The sequence below is a fragment of the Burkholderia sp. AU19243 genome, from assembly GCF_018148075.1.
GTDB classification, from domain to species: Bacteria; Pseudomonadota; Gammaproteobacteria; order Burkholderiales; family Burkholderiaceae; genus Burkholderia; species Burkholderia latens_A.
On the sequence record NZ_JAGSTV010000014.1, the window covers coordinates 18788 to 42414 of the forward strand.

Genomic DNA, 23627 nt, shown 5'->3' on the forward strand with positions numbered 1-23627 from the left:
CAGGTGCGCACGGCCGATCCGGGCCGCGCGTTGCCCCCTCATTTTGCTACAGGCTCGCTTTTTTCGTCGGCGACGGACGGCCGCACCCAGCTCTCGATCAGCGCGTGCGCCTCGTCGAGCCCCGTGCGCTTCAGCGCCGAGAACAGCTGGACCGTCAGCTTGCCCTTCACGCCCTGATCGCGATACGCGTCGAGCCCCTTTTGCGTGTTCCGAAGCGCGTTGATGCTCTCCTGCCGCGTCAATTTGTCGCACTTCGTCAGCAGCGTGTGAATGGGCTTGCCGGTCGGTGCGAACCACTCGATCATCCGGCGATCGAGATCGGTCAGCGGACGGCGCGAGTCCATCATCAGGATCAGGCCGCACAGTTGCGAGCGCGTCGCGAGGTAGGACGACAGCAGCATTTCCCAGTGGGCCTTCGCGGCCCCCGGCACTTCCGCATAACCGTAGCCGGGCAGGTCGACGAGGTTCGCGACCGGCTCGGCGGCCGGGCCGATCGAAAAGTAGTTGATATGCTGCGTGCGGCCGGGCGTTTTCGACGCGAACGCGAGCCGCTTCTGATTGCACAGCACGTTGATCGCCGTCGATTTGCCGGCATTCGAGCGGCCCGCGAACGCGATTTCCGGCTGGACCGTCGGCGGCAGGTCGCGCAAATGATTGACGGTCGTGTAGAAGCGGGCTTGATGGAGCAAAAAGGCCATGGGAAACCGGTGGGACGGGCGGCGCGAGCCGCTTGGTGGAGGCGGGGTAGCCCCGATAGGCGCGGGAGCTTTCAGCACGATATTGTACAATACGCCGGTTTTGCCGACGGGCTGCGGGCGCGTGCCTCACGCTTTTATGCAGCTTCTGCGGTAGACTGGTCGACGTCGTTTTTTGCAGAACCTCAAATTCCCACAAGACGAAACAGGGTGTGCGAATGAATCGACTGTGCAAGTCTCTGATGGTGCTTCAGGTTGCAGCAGGGTTCGTAGGTTTCGTAGCGGAGGCAAACGCGGCGGAGGCGGCAAAGAAGCCGGATCTGGACCGCGGCAAGGCGATTGCCGCGCAGGTGTGCGCGTCGTGTCACGGCGCCGACGGCAACAGTGCGTCGGGCAGTTTTCCGAAGCTCGCCGGCCAGCATCCCGAATACTTGGTCAAGCAGTTGAACGACTTCAAGGCCCAGCCGGGTGCGAAGGGGCCGGCGCGGACCAATCCGGTGATGGTGGGGTTCGCGAGCGCATTGAGCGCGGACGACATGCGCAACGTCGCCGCGTACTACGGATCGCAGACGACGAAGCTCGGCACCGCACGCGATGCGGCGACCGTGCCGATCGGCCAGAAGATCTATCGCGGCGGCATCGCGGAGAAGGGCGTACCGGCCTGCGCGAGCTGCCACGGGCCGACGGGGCAGGGAATGCCGGTGCAGTATCCGCGCCTGTCGGGGCAATGGGCGGATTACACGGTCGCGCAATTGAACGCGTTTCAGCAAGGGGCCGGTGCGCGTAACAACAACGAGGCGATGCATCAGATCGCTTCGCGCCTGTCGGACACCGAGATCAAGGCCGTCGCGGATTACATCGCCGGGCTGCGTTGAATGGATCGTCGCGAATGAAATGACCGGCCGCGCGTAACGCGGCCGGAGTCAGAACAAGAAAAGGGTGGGGCGCCGCGTGATTGCGGCCGCCTTGCCCTTTTTTGTTGTCAGTTGGAGTTTGAATGAGCGTTACCACGTCGGGGTTGCAGTCGAAGTCGGGTCAGAGTGTGTCCAAGCGCGCGATCGAGCTGGTGAGTTCGATGCGCTTCGCGATCGCGCTGCTGGTGGTGCTGTCGATCGCGAGCATCGTCGGTACGGTCCTGACGCAGGACGACCCGTATCCGAACTACGTGAACCAGTTCGGCCCGTTCTGGGCGGACATCTTCCGGTCGCTGGGCCTGTACAACGTGTACAGCGCGTGGTGGTTCATGCTGATCCTGATCTTCCTCGTCGTGTCGATCTCGCTGTGCGTGGTCCGCAATGCGCCGAAGATGCTCGCGGACGCGAAAAGCTGGAAGGACAAGGTTCGCGAAGGCAGCCTGCGCGCGTTCCACCACAAGGCGGAATACACGGCGCCGGGCACGCGCGCGAGTGTCGCGGCCACGCTTGCCGCGTTCGTCGGCAAGGCCGGCTACAAGCACGTCGTGCGCGAAACCGACGGCGCGACGCTGATTTCCGCGAAGCGCGGCGCGCTGACGAAGTGGGGCTACATTTCCGCGCACCTTGCGATCGTCGTGATCTGCGTCGGCGGTCTGCTCGACAGCAACCTGCCGATCAAATTCCAGATGTGGATGTTCGGCAAGAGCCCGGTCAACACGAGCGCGACGATCAGCGAGATCTCGCCCGACCATCGCCTTTCCGCGTCGAATCCGACGTTCCGCGGCTATGCGTGGGTGCCGGAGGGCCAGTTCGTGTCGACCGCGATCCTGAACCAGCCGAGCGGTTCGCTGATCCAGGATCTGCCGTTCTCGATCCAGCTGAACAAGTTCATCGTCGACTACTACACGACCGGGATGCCGAAGCTGTTTGCGAGCGACATCGTCGTGATCGATCGCGAAACGGGGCAGAAGATTCCGGCGCGCGTCGAAGTCAACAAGCCGTTCACGTACAAGGGCGTGTCGATCTACCAGTCGAGCTTCCAGGACGGCGGCTCGCAAATGGAGATGACGGCCTACCCGATGACGGGCGGCAACGCGAAGACGTTCGCGGTGAAGGGCACGATCGGCAGCTCCGCGCCGCTGCAGATGCCAGGCGCGGACGGCGACACGATCGAGTTCTCGGATTTCCGCGCGATCAACGTCGAAAACATGGCCGACGCGAACGGCAAGCCCGACGTGCGGGGCGTCGCGAAGACGGAGTCGCTGAAGGAAGCGTTCGACGAGCGGCTCGGTTCGGGCGCGAAGACGTCGAAGCCGATGCAGCTTCACAACATCGGCCCGTCCGTGCAGTACAAGATTCGCGGCAAGGACGGCCAGGCGCGCGAATTCAACAACTACATGCTGCCGGTCGACATGGGCGGCTCGCGCGTGTTCCTCGCCGGCGTGCGTGCGAGCCCGAACGATCCGTTCCGCTACATGCGGATTCCGGCGGACAGCCAGGATTCGATCGGCGAATGGATGCGCTTGCGCGCCGCGCTCGAGGATCCGGCGGTGCGCGCCGATGCCGCAGCGCGCTTCGCGCAGCGTTCGTTGCCGAACACCGAAGCGGCGCTGCGCAGCCGCCTGCAGGACAGCGCGTTCAAGGTGCTGACCCTGTTTGCGGCGAGCGACGACAGCGTGGGGCGTGGCGTCGACGGGCAACCGATCGGCGGCTTCCAAGCGGTGGCGACGTTCATCGACCGCTCGGTGCCCAAGGCCGAGCAGGAAAAGGCCGCGAGCCTGCTGCTGCGTATGCTCGAAGGCTCGATGTGGGAGGTCTGGCAGATCGCGCGCGAGCGCGCCGGCGAGCCGGCCGCGCAGCAAGGCGCCGACACGATCCGGTTCGTGCAGAATGCGATCAATGCGCTATCCGATAGCTTTCTGTATGGATCGCCGGTCTATCTGCAGCTTGATTCGTTCAAGCAGGTGCAAGCTTCGGTATTTCAGCTGACGCGCGCGCCCGGCAAGAATCTGGTGTATCTTGGCAGCCTGCTGTTGGTCGTCGGCATCTTCTCGATGTTCTACGTGCGCGAGCGGCGCCTGTGGTTCTGGCTCAAGGATGCCGGCTCGGGCGTCGATGTGGTGATGGCGATGTCCACGGCCCGCAAGACCTTCGATTTCGAGAAAGAATTCGTGCAGACGCGCGACGCGGCCGGCGCAGCGTTGGGCGCCGCACCTCGCGATGCAGCGCCTGCCGGTGCGGCCGCGGCTGCCCGCCCGCCTGCCGGCGGCGGTTCCGATTCCGAGAATTCCACCCGGTAACATCATGGATCTCACTCAAGTTTCCTCTTCCCGACCGGGGCCGGCCAAGGCCCCGAATCCGGCGCCGTTATTCGACGACCGTCCGTTCCTCGCCCGCCTGTCCGTCATCGACTGGCTGTTTGCGCTCGCGCTCGTGGTAGGCGCGGGCTATGCGCTCGTGCACTACAACGAGCACATGAATTACTACGACAAGGCGGTGATGATTGGCACGGTGCCGGCGCTCGTCGCGCTCGGCTGGCGCTGGAAGCCCGCGCGGCTGATGATGGCGGCGATCGCGGCGCTGTCGCTGCTGTCGATCCAGATCTACCAGGGGGATCTCGCGCGCGCCGATTCGGCGTTCTTCCTCAAGTACTTCCTGTCGAGCCAGTCGGCGATCCTGTGGATGAGCGCGCTGTTCGTGCTCGCGACGATCTTTTACTGGATCGGCTTGCTCGCGCGCTCGGAGTCGGGCTCCGCAATCGGCCAGAAGCTCACGTGGGTCGCCGTGCTGATGGGCTTCACGGGCCTGATGGTGCGCTGGTACGAGTCGTACCTGATCGGTGCCGACGTCGGGCATATTCCCGTGTCGAACCTGTATGAAGTGTTCGTGCTGTTCAGCCTCATCACCGCGCTGCTGTATCTGTATTACGAAGGCCACTACGGCACGCGTGCGCTCGGCGCGTTCGTGCTGCTCGTCATCAGCGCGGCCGTCGGCTTCCTGATGTGGTACTCGGTCGCGCGCGACGCGCAGCAGATCCAGCCGCTCGTGCCGGCGCTGCAAAGCTGGTGGATGAAGATCCACGTGCCCGCGAACTTCATCGGCTACGGCAGCTTCGCGCTATCGGCGATGGTGTCGGTCGCGTACCTGATGAAGGAGCGTGGCGTGCTCGCGGATCGCCTGCCGGCACTCGAAGTGCTCGACGACGTGATGTACAAGTCGATCGCGGTCGGTTTCGCGTTTTTCACGATCGCGACGATCCTCGGCGCACTTTGGGCTGCGGAAGCATGGGGCGGCTACTGGAGCTGGGACCCGAAGGAAACCTGGGCGCTGATCGTGTGGCTCAACTATGCGGCGTGGCTGCACATGCGCCTGATGAAGGGGCTGCGCGGCGCGGTCGCCGCATGGTGGGCGCTGACGGGCCTGCTCGTGACGACGTTTGCGTTCCTGGGCGTCAACATGTTCCTGTCCGGGCTGCATAGCTACGGCAAGCTGTAAGATTTCCGACGCGGGTCCGACAAACGACCGCCGGCGCACTGCGTGCCCGGCGGTTTTCTTTTGTAACGCGCGAGCGAGGCCGGGGTGTCGAACGGCGCCCGATCGGCCGGGTCGAACGCTGATGAAGCGTGCGGGCCGCGCATGCACGAGGAGCAGCACGATGTGGATCAAAACCCCTTTGCGCACCGCCCTGACGGGCGGTGATATCGCACAGAGCGAGATTACGCCGCGCGCGGTGTTCGAGAACCGGCGGCGCCTATTGCAGGCCGCGGGCCTTGCTGCGGCGGGCGGATTGCTCGGCGGCAGCGGCGCGGCATTCGCCGCGTATGCGTCGCCCGACGCGCGGGCTGTCAAGCTCGCGGCCAAAACCAACGCGAAATTCGTCGCGGTCGACAAGGTGACGCCGTTCAAGGACATCACGTCGTACAACAACTTCTACGAATTCGGCACCGACAAGGGCGACCCGGCGCAGAACGCCGGCACGCTGCGGCCGCGACCGTGGCGCGTGAGCGTCGAGGGCGAGGTGCTGCACCCGAAGGTGTTCGATCTCGACGAACTGCTGAAGCTCGCGCCGCTCGAGGAGCGCGTGTACCGGCTGCGCTGCGTGGAGGGCTGGTCGATGGTGATTCCGTGGATCGGCGTGCCGTTCGCCGAACTGGTCAAGCGCGTGCAGCCGACCGGCAACGCGAAATACGTACAGTTCATCACGCTCGCTGATCCGTCGCAGATGCCGGGGCTGTCGACGCCGGTGCTCGATTGGCCGTATTCGGAAGGCCTGCGGATGGACGAGGCGATGAACCCGCTGACGCTGTTGACGATGGGCGTCTACGGACAGGTGCTGCCGAACCAGAACGGCGCACCGGTGCGAATCGTGGTGCCGTGGAAGTACGGTTTCAAAAGTGCGAAGTCGCTGGTGAAGATTCGCTTCGTCGACAAGCAGCCGAAGACCAGCTGGAACACGTACGCGTCGAACGAATACGGCTTCTATTCGAACGTGAACCCGAACGTCGATCACCCGCGCTGGAGCCAGGCCACCGAACGCCGGATCGGCGAGGACGGCTTTTTCACGCCGAAGCGCAAGACCCTGATGTTCAACGGCTACGGCGATCTCGTCGCATCGATGTATCAGGGCATGGACCTGAAGAAGAACTTTTGAGAGGCGCGGTGAGAAACGACATGCCTCCTTCGACGCTGACGCCGGAGCGAGCGCGCCGTCCGCGCTCGGCCGCCGCCGGCGCCTCATCCCGGACCGGCGGCGCGCAGCGAGCTGCCGCGCCGCGCTGGCTCGGGCCGGCCAAGGTGCTCGCCTTCGCGGCCGGCCTTTATCCGCTCGCACGTCTCGTGCTGTTCGCGCTGACCGACCGGCTCGGCGCGAACCCGATCGAATTCATCACTCGCTCGACTGGTCTCTGGACGCTGGTGATGCTGTGCGTGACGCTGGCCGTCACGCCGCTTCGGCGTGCGACGGGCGTGTCCGCGTTGCTGCGGTTTCGCCGGATGATCGGACTGTTCGCGTTCTTTTACGCGACGCTGCACTTCACGACGTATTTGTGGTTTGACAAGTGGTTCGACGTGTTCGCGATCCTGAAGGACGTCGGCAAGCGCCCGTTCATCACGGTCGGTTTCGCCGCGTTCGTGTTGCTGATCCCTCTGGCGGCGACGTCGCCGCGTGCGATGGTGCGCCGGCTCGGCCGTCACTGGGCGACACTGCATCGCGCGATCTATGCGATCGCGCTGTTCGGCGTGCTCCATTTCTGGTGGATGCGCTCCGGCAAGCACGATCTTGCGCAGCCGAAGCTTTATGCGGTGATCGTCGCGGTGCTGCTCGGCTGGCGACTGGTTGGCTGGGCCTGGCGGAGGGTCCGCGCATGATCGCGCCGACACGAAAAAATGAAAGGCGATGCCCGGGAGTCATCGCCTTTTTGCATGATGGGCGCCGCGCGAGCGGCGGCGCGCGATTGCTTACTGCGCGGCAGCCGGGGAGGATGCGGGCGTGGCCGCCTTCGTCGTATCGCTCGACAGTTCGGGCGAAAGCGTGAGCGGCATGCCGGAAGTATCTGGAGTGCTCTCGGACGACGCATTTTCGCCGGTCGGCGTAACGTCGGACGGCGGCGTGTCCTGCTGCTGAATGGGCTTCGCCGGCAGCGGAGGCACGGTGGGTAGATAGAGCGGACCGCGTTGACCGCAACCGGCAAGAATCGCCAAAGCCGCTACAATCGCGCTCATCCGGAAAACGACTCGCATGATCGTCCCTGAACAATTTAACCGATAGAGTTTAGCATGTCCGATACCGAATACCTGGCCCGCGCCGAGGCTGTGCTGGCTGCCGTCGAGCGTACCGTGGATGCCGCGAACGACGGCGATCACGACATCGATCTGGAGCGCAACGGCAGCGTGCTGACGCTCACGTTCGAGAACGGCTCGAAGATCATCATCAACCTTCAGCCGCCGATGAAGGAACTGTGGATCGCCGCGAAGGCGGGCGGATTCCACTATCGCTTTGTGGACGGCCAATGGCGCGATACGCGCACCGGCACCGAGTTCTTCGCCGCGCTTACCGATTACGCGACGCAGCAGGCCGGCCTGCCGATCACGTTCGCCGCGTAACGGCGCGCACACTCGGTTCGCCGGGCGCCGATACGTCGCCTGCGACAGATACGCCGAATCGAAACACGAAGAAAAAGCGCCCCGCGGGGCGCTTTTTTCATGCACGCGCCGCTTGTTTCAGTGGCCGCGGAACAGGTTCATGATGTCCTGCTTTTCCTGCTCGTCGACATGCGGCACCGCTTCGTCGACGTTCTCGGTTGCAGGCGCCTGCGGCACGCCGACCGTCGACACGAAGCCGTGCCCCGGCGTGAACTCGGTGAAGTACAGTTCGCCGCCGAGCGACTGGACGTCGTCCGGCATCGTCGGCTTGAATTCCGGCACGCCCTTCAACGCCGCACCCATGTAGTCGATCCAGACCGGCAGCGACAGGCCGCCGCCGGTTTCGCGATCGCCGAGGCTGCGCGGGTTGTCGTAGCCGATCCACGCGATCGCCGCGAGCGTGTGCTGGTAACCGGCGAACCACGCGTCGTGCGAGTCGTTCGTCGTACCGGTCTTGCCCGCGAGGTCGGTGCGCTTCAGCACGTTGGTGCGCGCGCCCGTGCCGCGCTGCGCGACGCTCTGCAGCAAGCTGTTCATCACGTACGCGTTGCGCGCGTCGATTGCGCGCGGCGCATTCTGCTCGGCGATGAGCGGCTGCGCACGCGCGACGATCGCGCCGTTCGGATCGGTCACTTCGGCGATCAGGTACGGGTTCACGCGGAAACCGCCGTTCGCGAACACGGAGTACGCGCCGGCCATCTGCAGCGGCGTGACCTGGCCGGCGCCGAGCGCCATCGGCAGGTAGGCCGGATGGCGCTCGGCGTCGAAGCCGAAGCGCGTGATGTACTGCTGCGCGTACTTCGTGCCGATGTGGTTGAGGATCCGGATCGACACGAGGTTGCGCGAGCGCTGCAGCGCAGTGCGCATCGACATCGGGCCTTCGAAGCCGCCGCCGTAGTTCTTCGGTTCCCACGGCTGGCCGCCGGTTTCCGCGGCGCTGAAATACAGCGGGCCGTCGTTGATCACCGTGGCCGGCCCGAGGCCCTTGTCGAGCGACGCCGAGTAGATGAACGGCTTGAACGACGAACCCGGCTGCCGCCACGCCTGCGTGACGTGGTTGAACTTGTTCTTGTTGTAATCGAAGCCGCCGACGAGCGAGCGGATCGCACCGTCCTGCGGGACGATCGAGATGAACGCGCCTTCGACCTGCGGCAATTGCGTGATCGACCATTTGCCCGCGTCGTTTTTCACGACGCGGACGATCGCGCCCGGGCGGATCCGACGGTTCGGCTGCGCGTTGGCCGACAGCGCGCTCGACGCGAAGCGCAGATTGTCGCCTTCGATCGTCGCGCTGGTGCCGTCGATGAACGCGACCGTGATCTGGCGCGGCGTGGCCGCAGTGACGACCGCCGCGATCAGCTCGCCGTTGTCGGGATGCTCGAGCAGGGCGTCGTCGATCGCCTGCTCGCGATCGTCGGCGCCGGCCGGCAGCTCGATGAAGCCCTCCGGCCCGCGATAGCCATGGCGGCGCTCGTAATCCATGATGCCCTTGCGCAGCGCGGTGTACGCGACCTGCTGATCGGCGGAGTCGATCGTCGTGACGACGTTGAAGCCGCGTGTGTAGGTTTCCTCGCGGTACTGCGCGTACATCATTTGTCGGACCATTTCGGCGACGTACTCGGCGTGTACGCTGAATTCGCGGCCCGCACCCTTGACGACGAGCGGCTGCGCGACGGCTTCGTCGTATTGCTCGCGCGTGATGAAGTTCAGCTCGAGCATCCGCTGCAGGATGTATTCCTGGCGCACCTTCGCGCGCTTCGGGTTCACCACCGGGTTATACGCGGACGGCGCCTTCGGCAGCCCCGCGAGCATCGCCGCTTCGGCGAGCGTGATGTCCTTCAGGTCCTTGCCGAAGTAGACCCGCGCGGCGCTCGCGAAACCGTACGCGCGCTGGCCGAGATAGATCTGATTCATGTAGACCTCGAGAATCTGATCTTTCGTCAGCGCGCGCTCGATCCGGTACGCGAGCAGCATCTCGTAGATCTTGCGCGTGTAGGTCTTCTCGCTCGACAGGAAGAAGTTGCGCGCGACCTGCATCGTGATCGTGCTCGCGCCCTGCGACGCATGGCCGTTCGTCAGCGCGACGAAACCGGCGCGGGCGATGCCGGTGAGGTCGACGCCGCCGTGGTCGTAGAAGCGCGCATCCTCGATCGCGAGGATCGCCTTCTTCAGCGAGTCGGGCACGTCCTTGAAATGGACGATGTCGCGGCGTTCCTCGCCGAATTCGCCGATCAGCACATGATCGGACGTGTAGATGCGCAGCGGCACCTTCGGACGATAGTCGGTCAGCGCGTCGAGCGACGGCATGTTCGGCCACGCAACGACGAGCGCGTAGCCGAGCACGAGGCCGCCGGCCACGACGAGGGCCACGCACATCGCGGCGAGGCCGATCAGGGCCTTCAGCCACCAGGGCCGCTTCTTCGGCTCGGGCGCGGGAGGCGGGGACGTAGGAGACGTGGATTGCATAGGCATACCGGAAAACAGTCCCGCGATTATAGCTGCCCGGTATGACCGGTCCTGACGCCGCGGGCGGGCGCGGGCGCGCAGCGGATCGCGGTGTCGCCGGCACAGTGTCCACGTCGGCGGCCGGCGCGACAACTGGCCGTTCGGCCGACTGTCGCGCGCTCGCTTCGCTTTGCAGAATCAGGCCTCGGAAACGCGGCGTGGGCCGCAACGATCGCGGGAGGCTGGGATGACTGGACGATGGGCGGCGCGATTTGCGCCGGGCAGGCACCGTTCGACGGGGATCGACGTCGCCGCGCACGAGGTGAGAGTGGCCGTGTTGAGCCGCCGAGGACGGGCGGCGGACGTGCGTGTCGAGGGCCTGGAGCGGGAGCCGGTGGGGCTGGCGGGCGGGCCGGACGACGCGCGCTGGGCTGCTGTTGCGCGCGCACTGGCGGCGGCTGTCTCGCGGCTGTCGGCAGCGGGCGTGCGCTGCGACGCGCGCGGCGTGATGGCGCTGCGCGACGACGAGATGCGCACCGCTGCGCTCGATCTCGCAGGGCGGGATGACGTCGCGGACGCAGCCCGGCAGGCGGCCGAGCGGATCTCGGGCCTGGCGCCCGACAGTCTCGCGTACGACTGGCGTCAGGATGACGGCCCTGGTACCGCCGAGATTGAGGTCGCTGTCGCGCCGCAGGCTTTGCTCGAGCGTCGGATCGACGTGGCTGCGCAGGCGGGCATCGACCTGACGGCCGTCGACGGCGAATCGGCCGCCGCGCTGCGCGCGCTGCGCTATGCCGCGCGGTTCGAGCATGACGCAAACGGTCCGTACGCCGCATTCTGGTTCGGCGATGCGGGCGTACACGGCTGGCGGGTCGACGGCGCGGTTGCCGCGCCGGTGCTCGCGGTGTCCGGCGACGTGCGCGCGGCGTTTCCGGATGCGTTGCGGCAGTCCGGGTTCGGAACGGTGGGCTGCGTGCTCGTGGCCGGCGACGAGCGCTGCATCGCGCGCTGCGGCACGTCGGTTGCCGACATCGGCGATGCGCTTGGCGTGGCCGCGGTGCCATTCGACTGCAACGGTTGGGACGGGTTGCCCGGCGATCCGGCGGAAGCTTCAGGCGGTCCGGCATTTGCGCTCGCAATCGGGCTGGCGCTTCGCGGGGTCTGGGAATGACGGCCGATGCGGGATTCGCGCGGACTGCCACGGCGGGGCCGGTGCTTGGCGGATTCAATCTGCTGCCTTATCGAGAGCGGCTCGCGCATGCGTTACGGCGTCGCCGAGCGATGCAATGCGGCGCAGCATTCGTATTGGGCGTGCTCTGCGCTGGTCTGTGGACGGGCGCGGCGACCCTGTGGCGTTGGCGCGTGGACGCCGAACGGACACGGGTGGACGCGCAACTGCGGCAATGGCAGCCGCGGCTCGATGTGGCTCGGCGCGCTGCCGGCGCGGCCGCAGGCGTTGCGAAGCGCGACGCGCAGGCGGCCGCGCTCGCCGCGCCTTACCGGCGCATCGCCGGGCTGCTGGCAACGCTGGCGCACGCGCGCGACGACACGGTTCGGCTCGACGCGTTGCGTGCGACGTCGTCCGGCGCCGTGCTCGATGTGCGCGCCACGAGTTACCGGGCCGCCGCGCGGTGGCTCGCGCGGATCGCTGCCGAGCGGCACGGCTGGCGCTTCGATATCGGCGAGCTTGCACCGGCTTCGACCGGGCCGGTCACCGGTTCGGCCTCGCCATTCCGGTTCTCCGTGCGGGTACGCTGGCATGACGGGGCGACTCGGCAGAATGCGGCAGGGGACAGCGCATGACGACGCTCGCCGATCGGTTGATGTCTGGCGGTGCCGGGCTGCGTGGCAGCGTGATGCGCGTGTCGCCGGCTACCGCGCACGCCGCGGGCTGCGCGCTGGCATTCACGGCAGCGGTGGCGGGCGGCATTCATCTGATGGATGCCGCCGACTGGAGCGGGCTCGCGCGCAGTCGCGTGCTGCTGGCAACCGCGCAGGCGCGGGCGGCTGCGGCGCAGCGGATGCTCGCGGATGCTGTGCACGTGCGCGACACCGGCGACGCCTCCGTGTCCGATGCCGATGCGCGGTCCGTGCCGACGTGGCCCGCCCTGGTACTGGAGGTGGCCGCGTTGACCGGTGCGAGCGGTTTGCGTATTGCATCGATCGAACCGCGAAGCGTGGATGGCGCGGGGGCCGATGGGCGGCGCACGATGCGAATCGTCGCGGACGGCGGTTTTCCTGCCGCACGGCGGTTGATGGACCGGCTCGCGAGTTTCCGGGTACTGGCTGTGCCGGTGGCATTGCACATAGAGCGGAAAGCCTTGGAGGCGCGAATCGACATGACGCTCGACGTATTTCCGACGCTGCCCGCGCTTTCGGACGCGGAAGGCGCCGCAGCTCCGGCATTCGCGAGCGCGCCGGCAGGCGATCCGTTCGACGGTGCGGGTGCGCCCGTGGTGTCCGACGGTCCCGCGCTGCGGCTGGCTGGCACGATCAACGGCGCGCGGGCCGCGCTCGCGTTGTTCGATTCCGGCGACGGAACGTTCACGGCAATCGCGCCGGGCGAAGCGCTCGGGGCGGCCCGTTTGACGCGCGTCGATGCCGGTGCCGTGATGCTCGCGACGGCCGACGGCGCGCACCGGGTCGTTATGGACGATGGAGGAGGCCGATGATCCGTTACCGACGCTGGGCGACCGTGGTCTGGATCGTGTTGCACGTCGCAGCCTCCCACGCCGCACTGCCGCCGCTGCCGCCTTTGCCGGCGGCCGGATGGCCCGTCGCGCCGATGCAGGTACGCGCTGAAGGCGTTCCATTGCCGCAAGGCCTCCTCGACGGAGCCTCCGATCCCGCCCAGCTGCCGGGGCAGGGGCAGGCCGATTCGACGCCTTTCGCAGACGCGATGCGGCCAGCGCTGCAGGCAGGCCCCGGTGCAACGGCGTCCGCACCGCTGCTGGAAGGGCCGCCGATTCCGTTGCCGCCACCGACCCGCATGAGCGACGCCGCATCGCGGCGTCCCGGCGATGCGGACGACGCGCAGCGGATCTCGCTGAACCTGCAAGGGGCCGCGCTCGCGGCCGCATTCGACGCGCTAGCGCGATTCACCGGGCTCAACATCATCGTCGCCGAGCAGGTGCGCGGTACCGTGACGTTGCGTCTGAACAATGTCCGATGGCGCGATGCGTTCGATACGCTGCTCGACACGCACGGCCTCGCGATGTCCCGGCGAGGCAACGTGATCTGGGTCACGCCGGCGGCCGAACTCGCCGCTCGGGAGCGCGAGCGATTCGAAACGCACGCGCGCGCGGCCGAGCTCGAACCGCTGTCGAGTCGTACCTTCGCGCTGCATTACCCGCGCGCGCAGGACGTGCAGCGGCTGCTGGCCGGCGCGACGGGTCAACGCCTGCTGTCGAAACGCGGCGCCGCGGCGGCCGATCCGCGCACGAATCTGCTGTTCGTCACGGATCTGGGGCCGCGCGTCGCGCAGATCGCGGAGTTGATCGACGCGATCGACCGGCCTTCGCGGCAGGTGCGTATCGAGGCGCGCATCGTCGAGGGCGAACAGGGCTTCTCCCGCAACCTCGGCGCGCGCATCGCGCTCCGCGCGCAAGGGCGGGCAGCGCCGGCCGACGGTACGGCTGTGGCGGCCGACGCGCGCAACGCGCTCGACCTGGCCGCGCGCCCCCTCGGCGGTTTCGATGCGGCGACGGCCGGCTTCACGTTGTTTGCCGCGCCGCTCAGCCGTGTGCTCGACGTCGAGCTGAGCGCGCTCGAGGCGCAAGGACGGGGCCAGATCGTTTCGCGCCCACGCGTGGTAACGGCCGACCGCGTGAAGGCGATCGTCGAGCAGGGCTCGGAGCTGCCGTATCAGGCCAAGGTAGGCAACGGCGTCAGCGGCGTGCAGTTTCGCCGCGCGACGTTGAAGCTCGAGGTCGAGCCGCAGATCACGCCCGACGGACGCGTCGTGCTCGACCTCGACGTAACGAAGGACAGCATCGGCGAGCCGACTGCGGCCGGCCCGGCGATTCATACCAAGCACGTGCAGACGCGGGTGGAAGTCGAAGATGGCGGGACGGTCGCGATCGGTGGGATCTACGAGCAGCTGAACCGGGACGATGTGACGCGGGTGCCGCTCTTGGGCAAAATACCCGTACTCGGCGCGCTTTTTCGGCATCGCGCGCGCCGCGACCAGCGCAGCGAACTGGTTGTCTTCATTACGCCGACGGTCGTCGGCGCGCGCTGCGAGACGGTCGGCGCAAGCGGCCCGGATGCGGGAAAAACGGGGCCGGACGCCGATGACGCCCGCTCGACAAGGCAGCCGCTTTGCCAGTAAGCTGCGCCACACACCAGCAAGATTCAAGCAGAGGAAGCCGTTGCAAGCGCGGGACCCACATGCAAACGTATTTTTCGTCGGCCTTATGGGAGCGGGTAAGACCACCGTGGGCCGTGCGGTCGCGCGCCGGCTCGACAGGACGTTCTTCGACTCCGATCACGAAATCGAGGCTCGCACGGGTGCGCGCATTCCGGTGATTTTCGAAATGGAGGGCGAGGCCGGCTTTCGCGATCGCGAATCGCAGGTGATCGCCGAGCTCACGCAGCGCGAGAGCATCGTTCTGGCGACGGGCGGCGGTGCGGTGCTGCGTCCCGAAAACCGCGATTGCCTGAAAACCAACGGAATCGTCGTCTATCTGCGCGCCAATCCGCACGATCTCTGGCTGCGCACCCGCAAGGACAAGAACCGCCCGCTGCTGCAAACGGACGATCCGAAGGCGCGTCTCGAAGCGCTCTACGACGTGCGCGACCCGCTTTACCGCGAATGCGCGGACTTCATCATCGAAACCGGCCGCCCGTCGGTCAACGGGCTCGTCAACATGGTGCTGATGCAACTCGAACTCGCAGGCGTCATCGCCAAGCCGCTACAAGCATGATTACCGTCAACGTCGATCTGGGCGACCGCGCCTATCCGATTCACATTGGTGCCGGCCTGATCGGCCGCACCGACCTGTACGCCCCTCACATTACCGGTTCGTCGGTCACGATCGTCACGAACACGACGGTCGATCCGCTCTACGGCGATACGCTGCGCGCGGCGCTCGCGCCGCTCGGCAAACGCGTGTCGACCGTCGTGTTGCCGGACGGCGAGGCCTACAAGAACTGGGAAACGCTGAACCTGATCTTCGACGGTCTCCTGACCGAGCGCGCCGACCGCAAGACCACGCTCGTCGCGCTCGGCGGCGGCGTGGTCGGCGACATGACGGGATTTGCCGCCGCGTGCTACATGCGCGGCGTACCGTTCATCCAGGTGCCGACGACGCTGCTGTCGCAGGTCGATTCGTCGGTCGGCGGCAAGACGGGCATCAATCATCCGCTCGGCAAGAACATGATCGGCGCGTTCTACCAGCCGCAAGCGGTGATCGCCGATATCGGCGCGCTGACGACGCTGCCCGATCGCGAACTGGCAGCGGGCGTCGCGGAAGTCATCAAGACCGGCGCGATCGCCGATGCGGAATTCTTCGACTGGATCGAGGCGAACGTCGACGCGCTCAATCGCCGCGAGCCTGATGCGCTCGCGCATGCGGTGAAGCGCTCGTGCGAAATCAAGGCAAGCGTAGTCGCGGCCGACGAGCGTGAAGGCGGCCTGCGCGCGATCCTGAATTTCGGCCATACGTTCGGTCATGCGATCGAAGCCGGGCTCGGCTACGGCGAATGGCTGCACGGCGAAGCGGTCGGCTGCGGGATGGTGATGGCCGGCGACTTGTCGGTGCGGCTCGGCCTGCTCGACGACGCGTCGCGGCAGCGGCTGGACACCGTGATTGCCGCCGCGCACCTGCCGGTCCGCGGCCCCGCACTCGGCGATGCGCGCTACATGGATCTGATGCGCGTCGACAAGAAGGCGGAGGCCGGCGCGATCAAGTTCATCCTGCTGAAGCGATTCGGCGATACGGTGATCACGCAGGCCCCCGACGAAGCCGTATTCGCCACCCTGGCGCAGACAACCCGGTAACGGCGTTCCGGATGCCCCGGCGCCCCTGACATGGAGGAGACGTGAGCGAGACATCCAGCAGCAAACTGCCCGAGGCCGGCCGCGCTTCCGTCGTGGCACCGGTCGAGCCGCCGACGCTGGCGGCGCTGGAAGCCCATCTCGCTCCGTATGCGGCGCACGCGTCGCAGTCGCGCGGCCGCCGCCATCCGGAAACACCGCCGGCCGCGCGCACCGAATTCCAGCGCGATCGCGACCGCATCGTTCACTCGACCGCGTTCCGCCGGCTCGAATACAAGACGCAGGTGTTCGTCAATCACGAAGGCGACCTGTTCCGGACGCGACTCACGCACAGTCTCGAAGTCGCGCAGATCGCGCGTTCGATCGCGCGCAACCTGCGCCTGAACGAGGATCTGGTCGAAGCGATCTCGCTCGCGCACGATCTCGGCCATACACCGTTCGGCCATGCCGGGCAGGACGCGCTGAATGCATGCATGCGCGAGCATGGCGGCTTCGAGCACAATCTGCAGAGCCTGGCTGTGGTCGACGAGCTCGAAGAGCACTACGGCGCCTTCAACGGCCTGAACCTGTGCTTCGAGACGCGCGAAGGCATCCTCAAGCACTGCTCGCGCGAGAACGCGCGCAAGCTCGGCGCGCTCGGCGAGCGTTTCCTGCAAGGGCGGCAGCCGTCGCTGGAGGCGCAGCTGGCGAACATCGCCGACGAAATCGCGTACAACAACCATGACGTCGACGACGGCCTGCGCTCCGGCCTGATCACGATCGAGCAACTCGCCGAAGTCGAGCTGTGGCAACGCCATTACGAGGCGGCGCTCGCCGAATTTCCGCGTCTCGAAGGCCGCCGCCTCGTGCACGAAACGGTGCGCCGCATCATCAACACGCTGATCGTCGACCTGATCGACGAGACCACGCGCAATCTCGCGCGTGTCGCTCCGGCATCGCTCGACGACGTGCGCGCCTCGCCGCCGCTCGTCGCGCATAGCGAACCGGTCGCCGCGCAGGCGGCCGCGCTCAAGCGTTTTCTGTTCAAGAACCTGTATCGTCACTACAAGGTGATGCGCATGGCGAACAAGGCGCAACGCGTCGTGACGGGGCTGTTCGACGCGTTCATCGACGATCCGCGCCTGCTGCCGCCTCCATATCAGTCGGACGACGAAGCGCAGCAGCCGCGCCTCGTCGCGCACTACATTGCCGGCATGACGGACCGCTTCGCGCTGAAGGAGTATCAGCGGCTGTTCGTCGTCAACGACAACTGACTGTCACAAACGATCACTAGACTTCGCCGGTTCGATGGCGACGGGAATGTTGCACACGCTGTTGGTAACGTTTTCACAGGAGAGAGGTCGATGAAGAAGAAGCCCGCGGGGACCATGATTCGCTCGATCGCGCTGGGCGGCGCGTTGATGTTCGGTGTGCAGCATGCGGCGTTCGCCGCGACGGAGATCCAGTTCTGGCATGCGATGGAGTCGGCACTCGGCGAGCGCGTGAACGAGCTCGCCGCGCAGTTCAACGCGTCGCAGAGCGACTACAAGATCGTGCCGGTCTTCAAGGGCACTTACGACCAGGCGCTCGCCGCGGGCATCGCCGCCTATCGCAGCGGCAACGCGCCGGCGATCCTCCAGGTGTATGAAGTTGGCACCGCGACGATGATGCAGGCGAAGAAGGCCGTCGTGCCGGTCTACGACGTGTTCAAGCAGGCCGGCGTGCCGCTCGACGAAAAGGCGTTCGTGCCGACCATCGCGAGCTACTACAGCGACGCGAAGACGGGCCACCTCGTGTCGATGCCGTTCAATAGCTCGACGCCGGTGCTGTACTACAACAAGGACGCGTTCAAGAAGGCCGGGCTCGACCCGAACCAGCCGCCGAAGACGTGGGCCGACGTGCAGGCCGACGCGGAAAAGCTGCGCAAGTCCGGGATGGCGTGCGGCTTCACGACCGGCTGGCAGGGCTGGATCCAGCTCGAAAACTACAGTGCGTGGCACGCGCTGCCGTTCGCGAGCCGCAACAACGGCTTCGACGGCACCGACGCGGTGCTCGAGTTCAACAAGCCGCAGCAGATCGCCCATATCGCGTTTCTGCAGCAGATGCAGAAGGACGGCACGTTCACGTACGCGGGCCGCAAGGACGAAGCGTCGGCGAAGTTCTATAGCGGCGACTGCGGGATCCTGACGACGTCGTCGGGCGCGCTCGCGAACGTGCAGAAGTTCGCGAAGTTCAGCTACGGCACCGGGATGATGCCGTACGACGCGAACGTGAAGGGCGCGCCGCAGAACGCAATCATCGGCGGCGCGAGCCTGTGGGTGCTGGCCGGCAAGGATGCCGCGACCTACAAGGGCGTCGCGAAATTCCTCGCGTTCCTGTCTTCGCCGCCGATCGCTGCGAAGTGGCATCAGGAAACGGGCTACCTGCCGGTGACGACGGCTGCATACGACCTCACGCGCCAGCAAGGCTTCTATGCGAAGAACCCGAGCGCGGAAACCGCGATCAAGCAGATGCTGAACAAGCCGCCGCTGCCTTACACGAAGGGGCTGCGTCTCGGCAACATGCCGCAGATCCGCACGGTCGTCGACGAGGAGCTGGAGCAGGTCTGGGCGCAGAAGAAGTCGCCGAAGGACGCGCTCGATTCGGCGGCGTCGCGCGGCGACGAGCTGCTGCGCCGCTTCGAGAAGTCGGGCGGCTGAGCCGCATCGCGTTCGTGCCGCCGGCTGCCGCGTCGCGCATGCGCGCACGGGCCAGCGGCGCGGTTCCCTTTCCGTTTCGCCTTCGGACACCCGCGATGCAATCCCGTTCCCGTTTCGGCACGAGCCTGCTGCCGTACCTGCTGATCGCGCCGCAGCTCGCGATCACCGCCGTGTTCTTCCTGTGGCCGGCCGGCGTCGCGCTGTGGCAGTCGACGCAGATGCAGGACGCGTTCGGCACGTCGAGCGAATTCGTCGGCTTCGCGAACTTCGCGCGCCTGTTCGCCGATCCGCTCTACCTCGACTCATTCCGGACGACGCTCGTGTTCAGCTCGCTCGTGACGGCGAGCGGGCTCGTCGTGTCGCTGCTGCTCGCCGCATGCGCGGACCGCGTGATCCGCGGCGCACGCGTGTACCGCACACTGCTGATCTGGCCTTACGCGGTCGCGCCGACGATAGCGGCCGTGCTGTGGGCGTTCCTGTTTAACCCTAGCATCGGCCTCGTCACGTACGCGCTCGCGAAGGGCGGCATCGTATGGAATCACGCGCTGAACGGCAGCCAGGCAATGTTTCTCGTCGTGCTCGCGTCGGTGTGGAAGCAGGTGAGCTACAACTTCCTGTTCTTCTACGCGGGGCTGCAGGCGATTCCGCGCTCGCTGATCGAGGCGGCGGCGATTGACGGCGCCGGCCCGGTGCGGCGCTTCTTCAACATCGTGCTGCCGCTGCTGTCGCCGACGAGCTTCTTCCTGCTTGTCGTGAATCTCGTGTATGCGTTCTTCGACACGTTCCCGGTCATTGACGCGGCCACGGCGGGCGGCCCGGCCCAAAGCACGAAGACGCTGATCTACAAGATCTTCACGGAAGGCTTCCAGGGCCTCGACATCGGCAGCTCGGGCGCGCAGTCGGTCGTGCTGATGATCATCGTCGTCGGACTCACGGTGATCCAGTTCCGCTTCGTCGAACGCAGGGTGCAATACGCATGATCGAAAATCGCAAGGGCTTCGACCTGTTCTGCCATGCGGTGCTGATCGCGGGCATCGTGCTGATCGTGTTTCCGGTGTACGTCGCATTCTGCGCGGCGACGATGAACGCGCAGGAAGTGTTCACGATTCCGCTGTCGCTGGTGCCGAGCACGCATTTGCTCGAGAACGTCGCGTACATCTGGGGGCACGGCAGCGGCGGCACGACGGCGCCGTTCGGCCGGCTGCTCGTCAACAGCTTCGTGATGGCGCTCGGGATCGCGCTCGGCAAGATCGCAGTGTCGATCCTGTCCGCGTACGCGATCGTCTATTTCCGCTTCCCGTTCCGCAATACGGCGTTCTGGCTGATCTTCGTCACGCTGATGCTGCCGGTCGAAGTGCGGATCTTCCCGACCGTGCAGGTCGTGTCGACGCTGCACATGACGAACGCCTACGCGGGGCTCACGCTGCCGCTGATCGCGTCGGCGACCGCGACATTCCTGTTCCGCCAGTTCTTCATGACGTTGCCAGACGAGTTGATGGACGCCGCGCGCATCGACGGCGCGGGGCCGCTGCGCTTTTTCTGGGACGTCGTGCTGCCGTTGTCGAAGACGAGCATCGCGGCGCTGTTCGTGATCACGTTCATCTACGGCTGGAACCAGTATTTGTGGCCGATCCTGATCACGACGGAGGCGTCGCTGTCGACGGCGGTGGTCGGCATCAAGACGATGATCGCGAGCGGCGATGCCGCGACCGAATGGCAATACGTGATGGCGGCGACGCTGCTGGCGATGATTCCGCCGCTCGTCGTCGTGCTGGCGATGCAGCGCTGGTTCGTGCGCGGCCTCGTTGATTCCGAGAAATAACCAAAGACGGCAACCGGGAGAAGGATCAAGTATGGCTGCGCTGAGCTTGAAGGGCGTCAGGAAATCCTACGACGGCAAGCAGCACGTGCTGCACGGCATCGACGTGGAGATCGCCGACGGCGAATTCATCGTGCTGGTCGGCCCGTCGGGCTGCGGCAAGTCGACGCTGCTGCGGATGATCGCGGGGCTCGAGACGGTGACGGACGGCGAGATCGCGATCGGCGGGCGTGTGGTGAACGCGCTGGAGCCTAAGGATCGCGACATCGCGATGGTGTTCCAGAACTATGCGCTGTATCCGCACATGACGGTCGCGCAAAACATGGGTTACGGGCTGAAGATCCGCGGTATCGACCGTGCGGCGATCGACGCGCGGGTGGCCGCGGCCGCAAAGATCCTCGAACTCGAGCCGCTGCTCGCGCGGCGGCCGCGCGAACTGTCGGGCGGCCAGCGCCAGCGCGTCGCGATGGGCCGCGCGATCGTGCGCGAGCCGGCGGTGTTCCTGTTCGACGAGCCGCTGTCGAACCTCGATGCGAAGCTGCGCGTGCAGATGCGGCTCGAGATCCAGCGGCTGCATGCGCGGCTCGCGACGACGAGCGTCTACGTGACACACGACCAGATCGAGGCGATGACCCTCGCGCAGCGCGTGATCGTGATGAACCGCGGCTACGCGGAACAGATCGGCGCGCCGGTCGACGTGTACGAAAAGCCGGCGACGGTGTTCGTCGCCGGCTTCATCGGCTCGCCGGCGATGAACCTGATGCACGGGCGGCTGTCCGACGACGGCGCGACGTTTACGGTCGCAGGCGGCGGCCCGGCGCTGCCGGTGGCCGGCGCGCCGGGCATCGGCGCCGCGATCGCCACGGGCCGCGACTGGGTGCTGGGTGTGCGGCCGGAGCACATGACGCCGCAGCCGGGCGTCGCGCAGGCCACGCTGCCGGTCGACTCGTGCGAACTGCTCGGCGCGGACAATCTCGCGCACGGCCGCTGGGGCAACCACGACGTTGCGGTGCGTCTGCCGCACGCGGACCGTCCTGCGCGCGGGACGGCCTTCGGCGCGGCGTTGCCCGCGCACCGGCTGCATTTCTTCGATCCCGAGACCGGCAAGCGTGCCGGCTGACCCTGACGACCTGCTGAACGTGTGACGAGGCCGACGATGACAACCTGCCCCGACTGGCCCTATCCGCGCGTCGTCGCCCATCGCGGCGGCGGCACGCTCGCGCCCGAAAACACGCTCGCGGCGCTCGACGAGGGCGCGCGCCGCGGTCACCGGATGGTCGAATTCGACGCGAAGCTGTCCGCCGACGATGTGACCTTCCTGCTGCACGACGACACGGTCGACCGCACGTCGAACGGCAGCGGGCCGGCCGCGGGCATGCGTTATGCGGAACTGGCCGCGCTGGACGCGGGCGCGTGGTTCGATGCGCGCTTCACGGGAGAGCAGATGCCGACGTTCGAGGCGGCGGCGGCGCGCTGTATCGCGCACGGGCTCGCCGCGAACGTCGAGATCAAGCCGTGCCCGGGCCGCGAACGCGACACCGGGCGCCGCGTGGCCGGCGACGCGGCGGCGTACTGGCACGGCGCGGCCGTGCCGCCGCTGCTGTCGTCGTTCTCGTTCGACGCGCTTCAGCAGGCGCGCGCGACGGCGCCCGGGTTGGCGCGCGGGATGCTGTACGACGCGGTTCCGGACGACTGGCACGCGCAGGTGGTCGGCGCGCTCGACTGCGTATCGTTGCACGCCAACCACGCGGAACTCGACGAAGCGCTCGTGCGCGCCATCAAGTCGGCGGGGCTGCGCATCCTGGTTTACACGGTGAACGACCTCGCGCGGGCGCGCGAACTCGTGCGATGGGGCGTCGATGCGGTCTGCACCGACCGCATCGACCTGATCGGCCCGTCGTCGCTGGACGGCCTCGTCTAGTGCCGCGCGGCAGGTAAAACCCTGCACGGAAACGTGCCCGACGCGAAAAAACGATGCCCCGGCGGGTTCTCCACCGGGGCGTTTTGCATCGCGGCCGCGTTACTCGACGAAAAATCCGCTACAAATTGCAGCAGGATTAACCATTCCCCAAATATTCGACTACGCTTAGAAGCGGTAGCCGACGTTCAGGTACGTGACGATCGGGTTGAGCGAGATATGCGCCTTCGACGTCTCGGTCAGCGTGCCGACCGGCGTGCGGCGTGCCGTCGTGAACGTCGCGGTCACACTGACCGGGATGTACGAAATCGACAGGCCGCCGAACCAGTGCTTGGTGAAGTTGTACGTGAAGCCTGCGTTGAACACGGGCGCCCACTGGTTGCTGGTCGTCGCGCTGGTCGGACCGCCGAGCACGCCGTTCTCGAAGCTGCCGTTCGTGATCTTCGCGCCGGTGAACCAGACATACGTCGCGCCGATGCCCACATACGGACGGAACTTCGCGTTGGCATCGTTGAAGTGGTAGCGGAGCAACAGCGCAGGGCTCCACTGGTACGCACGGCCGAGGACGCCGAACTTTTCGAACTGACCCTTGCCGGTGATGTCGAACTTCGGCGGGATCCCCATGACGAGCTCGGTGGAGATATGGTCGGTAACGAAGTAGCCGGTCGCGAGGCCGAGGGTATCGGCGTCGCTGATGCCGGCGCCGGTGTTGGGAATCGACTGATTGATGGGCGTGCCGCCTACGCCGTACACGAAGAGCGGGTCGCTGCTGTCCTGAGGGGACAGGTGGAACCAGCCGGTGCTGACGTAGAAATCACCTGCAGATTGTGCGTGTGCCGTACCGCCCGCAAATGCGAATGCGAGCGCTGCGGCCCCCGTAATGGCCAGTTTTCGTTTCATTGTGTCTCCTCCGATCAAAGGCGTGCTCATTATGACGACTGCGTTTAAAACCAAACAAGCTCGCAAGTTAGAGCTTTCTCCCTAGGATTCGCACGACCGTACGCTTCCGCGCCCCGCAG

At 66.4% G+C, this 23627-nt stretch carries 22 protein-coding genes; 18 read left to right on the plus strand and 4 right to left on the minus strand.

Annotation, left to right across the window (positions count from 1 at the left end):
- Positions 1–38: 38 nt before the first annotated feature.
- A complete protein-coding gene (gene yihA / locus KDW55_RS23120; RefSeq protein ID WP_040143058.1) occupies positions 39–698 on the minus strand; it encodes a ribosome biogenesis GTP-binding protein YihA/YsxC in 660 nt (219 codons plus the stop codon).
- Positions 699–913: 215 nt separating this feature from the next.
- Here yihA and KDW55_RS23125 point away from each other — a divergent pair, with 215 nt between their 5' ends.
- The 5 genes from KDW55_RS23125 (at position 914) to msrQ (ending at position 6976) form a co-directional block, all read left to right on the plus strand.
- Positions 914–1570 (plus strand): c-type cytochrome, encoded by a 657-nt coding sequence (locus KDW55_RS23125; RefSeq protein ID WP_059545466.1) that lies wholly within the window; start codon positions 914–916, stop codon positions 1568–1570.
- Positions 1571–1692: 122 nt separating this feature from the next.
- Positions 1693–3909 (plus strand): cytochrome c biogenesis protein ResB, encoded by a 2217-nt coding sequence (locus KDW55_RS23130; protein WP_212161504.1) that lies wholly within the window; start codon positions 1693–1695, stop codon positions 3907–3909.
- Positions 3910–3913: 4 nt separating this feature from the next.
- Positions 3914–5104 carry a c-type cytochrome biogenesis protein CcsB gene (gene ccsB / locus KDW55_RS23135; protein WP_040143063.1) on the plus strand — a complete coding sequence of 397 codons (1191 nt, stop codon included), beginning with the start codon at positions 3914–3916 and terminating at the stop codon, positions 5102–5104.
- Positions 5105–5264: 160 nt separating this feature from the next.
- Positions 5265–6260: a protein-methionine-sulfoxide reductase catalytic subunit MsrP gene (gene msrP, locus KDW55_RS23140; RefSeq protein WP_069241902.1), complete on the plus strand. Its 996-nt coding sequence runs from the start codon at positions 5265–5267 to the stop codon at positions 6258–6260.
- Between the two features lie 20 nt (positions 6261–6280).
- A complete protein-coding gene (msrQ, locus tag KDW55_RS23145) occupies positions 6281–6976 on the plus strand; it encodes a protein-methionine-sulfoxide reductase heme-binding subunit MsrQ (protein ID WP_059545462.1) in 696 nt (231 codons plus the stop codon).
- 90 nt (positions 6977–7066) lie between these two features.
- Here msrQ and KDW55_RS23150 read toward each other — a convergent pair whose 3' ends face one another.
- The gene (locus KDW55_RS23150; RefSeq protein WP_040143066.1) at positions 7067–7348 is read right to left on the minus strand and encodes a lipoprotein; all 282 of its coding nucleotides are present in this window, start codon (positions 7346–7348) and stop codon (positions 7067–7069) included.
- 36 nt (positions 7349–7384) lie between these two features.
- Here KDW55_RS23150 and cyaY point away from each other — a divergent pair, with 36 nt between their 5' ends.
- Complete coding sequence (cyaY, locus tag KDW55_RS23155) at positions 7385–7711, plus strand: iron donor protein CyaY (RefSeq protein ID WP_040143068.1); 327 nt, start codon at positions 7385–7387, stop codon at positions 7709–7711.
- A 117-nt stretch (positions 7712–7828) separates the two neighbouring features.
- Here cyaY and KDW55_RS23160 read toward each other — a convergent pair whose 3' ends face one another.
- Entirely contained in the window at positions 7829–10222 is a 2394-nt protein-coding gene (locus tag KDW55_RS23160; RefSeq protein ID WP_059545458.1) for a penicillin-binding protein 1A, read from the minus strand.
- Between the two features lie 220 nt (positions 10223–10442).
- Here KDW55_RS23160 and KDW55_RS23165 point away from each other — a divergent pair, with 220 nt between their 5' ends.
- The 12 genes from KDW55_RS23165 (at position 10443) to ugpQ (ending at position 22611) form a co-directional block, all read left to right on the plus strand.
- Entirely contained in the window at positions 10443–11366 is a 924-nt protein-coding gene (locus KDW55_RS23165; protein ID WP_212161505.1) for a competence protein ComA, read from the plus strand.
- Positions 11363–11998 (plus strand): fimbrial protein, encoded by a 636-nt coding sequence (locus KDW55_RS23170; protein WP_212161506.1) that lies wholly within the window; start codon positions 11363–11365, stop codon positions 11996–11998. Before KDW55_RS23165 ends, KDW55_RS23170 begins: the two co-directional genes overlap by 4 nt.
- Complete coding sequence (locus tag KDW55_RS23175) at positions 11995–12867, plus strand: pilus assembly protein (protein WP_212161507.1); 873 nt, start codon at positions 11995–11997, stop codon at positions 12865–12867. The genes KDW55_RS23170 and KDW55_RS23175 overlap by 4 nt, the downstream gene beginning before the upstream one ends.
- Positions 12864–14525 carry a type IV pilus secretin PilQ gene (pilQ, locus tag KDW55_RS23180; protein ID WP_212161509.1) on the plus strand — a complete coding sequence of 554 codons (1662 nt, stop codon included), beginning with the start codon at positions 12864–12866 and terminating at the stop codon, positions 14523–14525. Before KDW55_RS23175 ends, pilQ begins: the two co-directional genes overlap by 4 nt.
- Positions 14526–14565: 40 nt before the next feature.
- Positions 14566–15120, plus strand: a complete 555-nt coding sequence (locus tag KDW55_RS23185) for a shikimate kinase (RefSeq protein ID WP_212161524.1) — start codon at positions 14566–14568, stop codon at positions 15118–15120.
- Positions 15117–16196: a 3-dehydroquinate synthase gene (gene aroB / locus KDW55_RS23190; RefSeq protein WP_040143078.1), complete on the plus strand. Its 1080-nt coding sequence runs from the start codon at positions 15117–15119 to the stop codon at positions 16194–16196. The genes KDW55_RS23185 and aroB overlap by 4 nt, the downstream gene beginning before the upstream one ends.
- 65 nt (positions 16197–16261) lie before the next feature.
- Positions 16262–17446 (plus strand): deoxyguanosinetriphosphate triphosphohydrolase, encoded by a 1185-nt coding sequence (locus tag KDW55_RS23195; RefSeq protein ID WP_249174094.1) that lies wholly within the window; start codon positions 16262–16264, stop codon positions 17444–17446.
- Positions 17447–17536: 90 nt separating this feature from the next.
- Positions 17537–18871 carry a sn-glycerol-3-phosphate ABC transporter substrate-binding protein UgpB gene (gene ugpB / locus KDW55_RS23200; protein WP_040143082.1) on the plus strand — a complete coding sequence of 445 codons (1335 nt, stop codon included), beginning with the start codon at positions 17537–17539 and terminating at the stop codon, positions 18869–18871.
- A 95-nt stretch (positions 18872–18966) separates the two neighbouring features.
- On the plus strand, positions 18967–19851 hold the full coding sequence (ugpA, locus tag KDW55_RS23205) for a sn-glycerol-3-phosphate ABC transporter permease UgpA (protein WP_040143083.1): 885 nt from the start codon (positions 18967–18969) through the stop codon (positions 19849–19851).
- Positions 19848–20693 carry a sn-glycerol-3-phosphate ABC transporter permease UgpE gene (gene ugpE / locus KDW55_RS23210; protein ID WP_040143084.1) on the plus strand — a complete coding sequence of 282 codons (846 nt, stop codon included), beginning with the start codon at positions 19848–19850 and terminating at the stop codon, positions 20691–20693. Before ugpA ends, ugpE begins: the two co-directional genes overlap by 4 nt.
- A 31-nt stretch (positions 20694–20724) precedes the next feature.
- Positions 20725–21810: a sn-glycerol-3-phosphate import ATP-binding protein UgpC gene (locus KDW55_RS23215; protein WP_059545448.1), complete on the plus strand. Its 1086-nt coding sequence runs from the start codon at positions 20725–20727 to the stop codon at positions 21808–21810.
- A 36-nt stretch (positions 21811–21846) separates the two neighbouring features.
- Positions 21847–22611, plus strand: a complete 765-nt coding sequence (ugpQ, locus tag KDW55_RS23220; RefSeq protein ID WP_040143088.1) for a glycerophosphodiester phosphodiesterase — start codon at positions 21847–21849, stop codon at positions 22609–22611.
- Between the two features lie 165 nt (positions 22612–22776).
- On the opposite strand, the gene KDW55_RS23225 is transcribed toward ugpQ, so the two are convergent.
- Complete coding sequence (locus tag KDW55_RS23225) at positions 22777–23508, minus strand: OmpW family outer membrane protein (protein ID WP_040143090.1); 732 nt, start codon at positions 23506–23508, stop codon at positions 22777–22779.
- Positions 23509–23627: the final 119 nt, after the last annotated feature.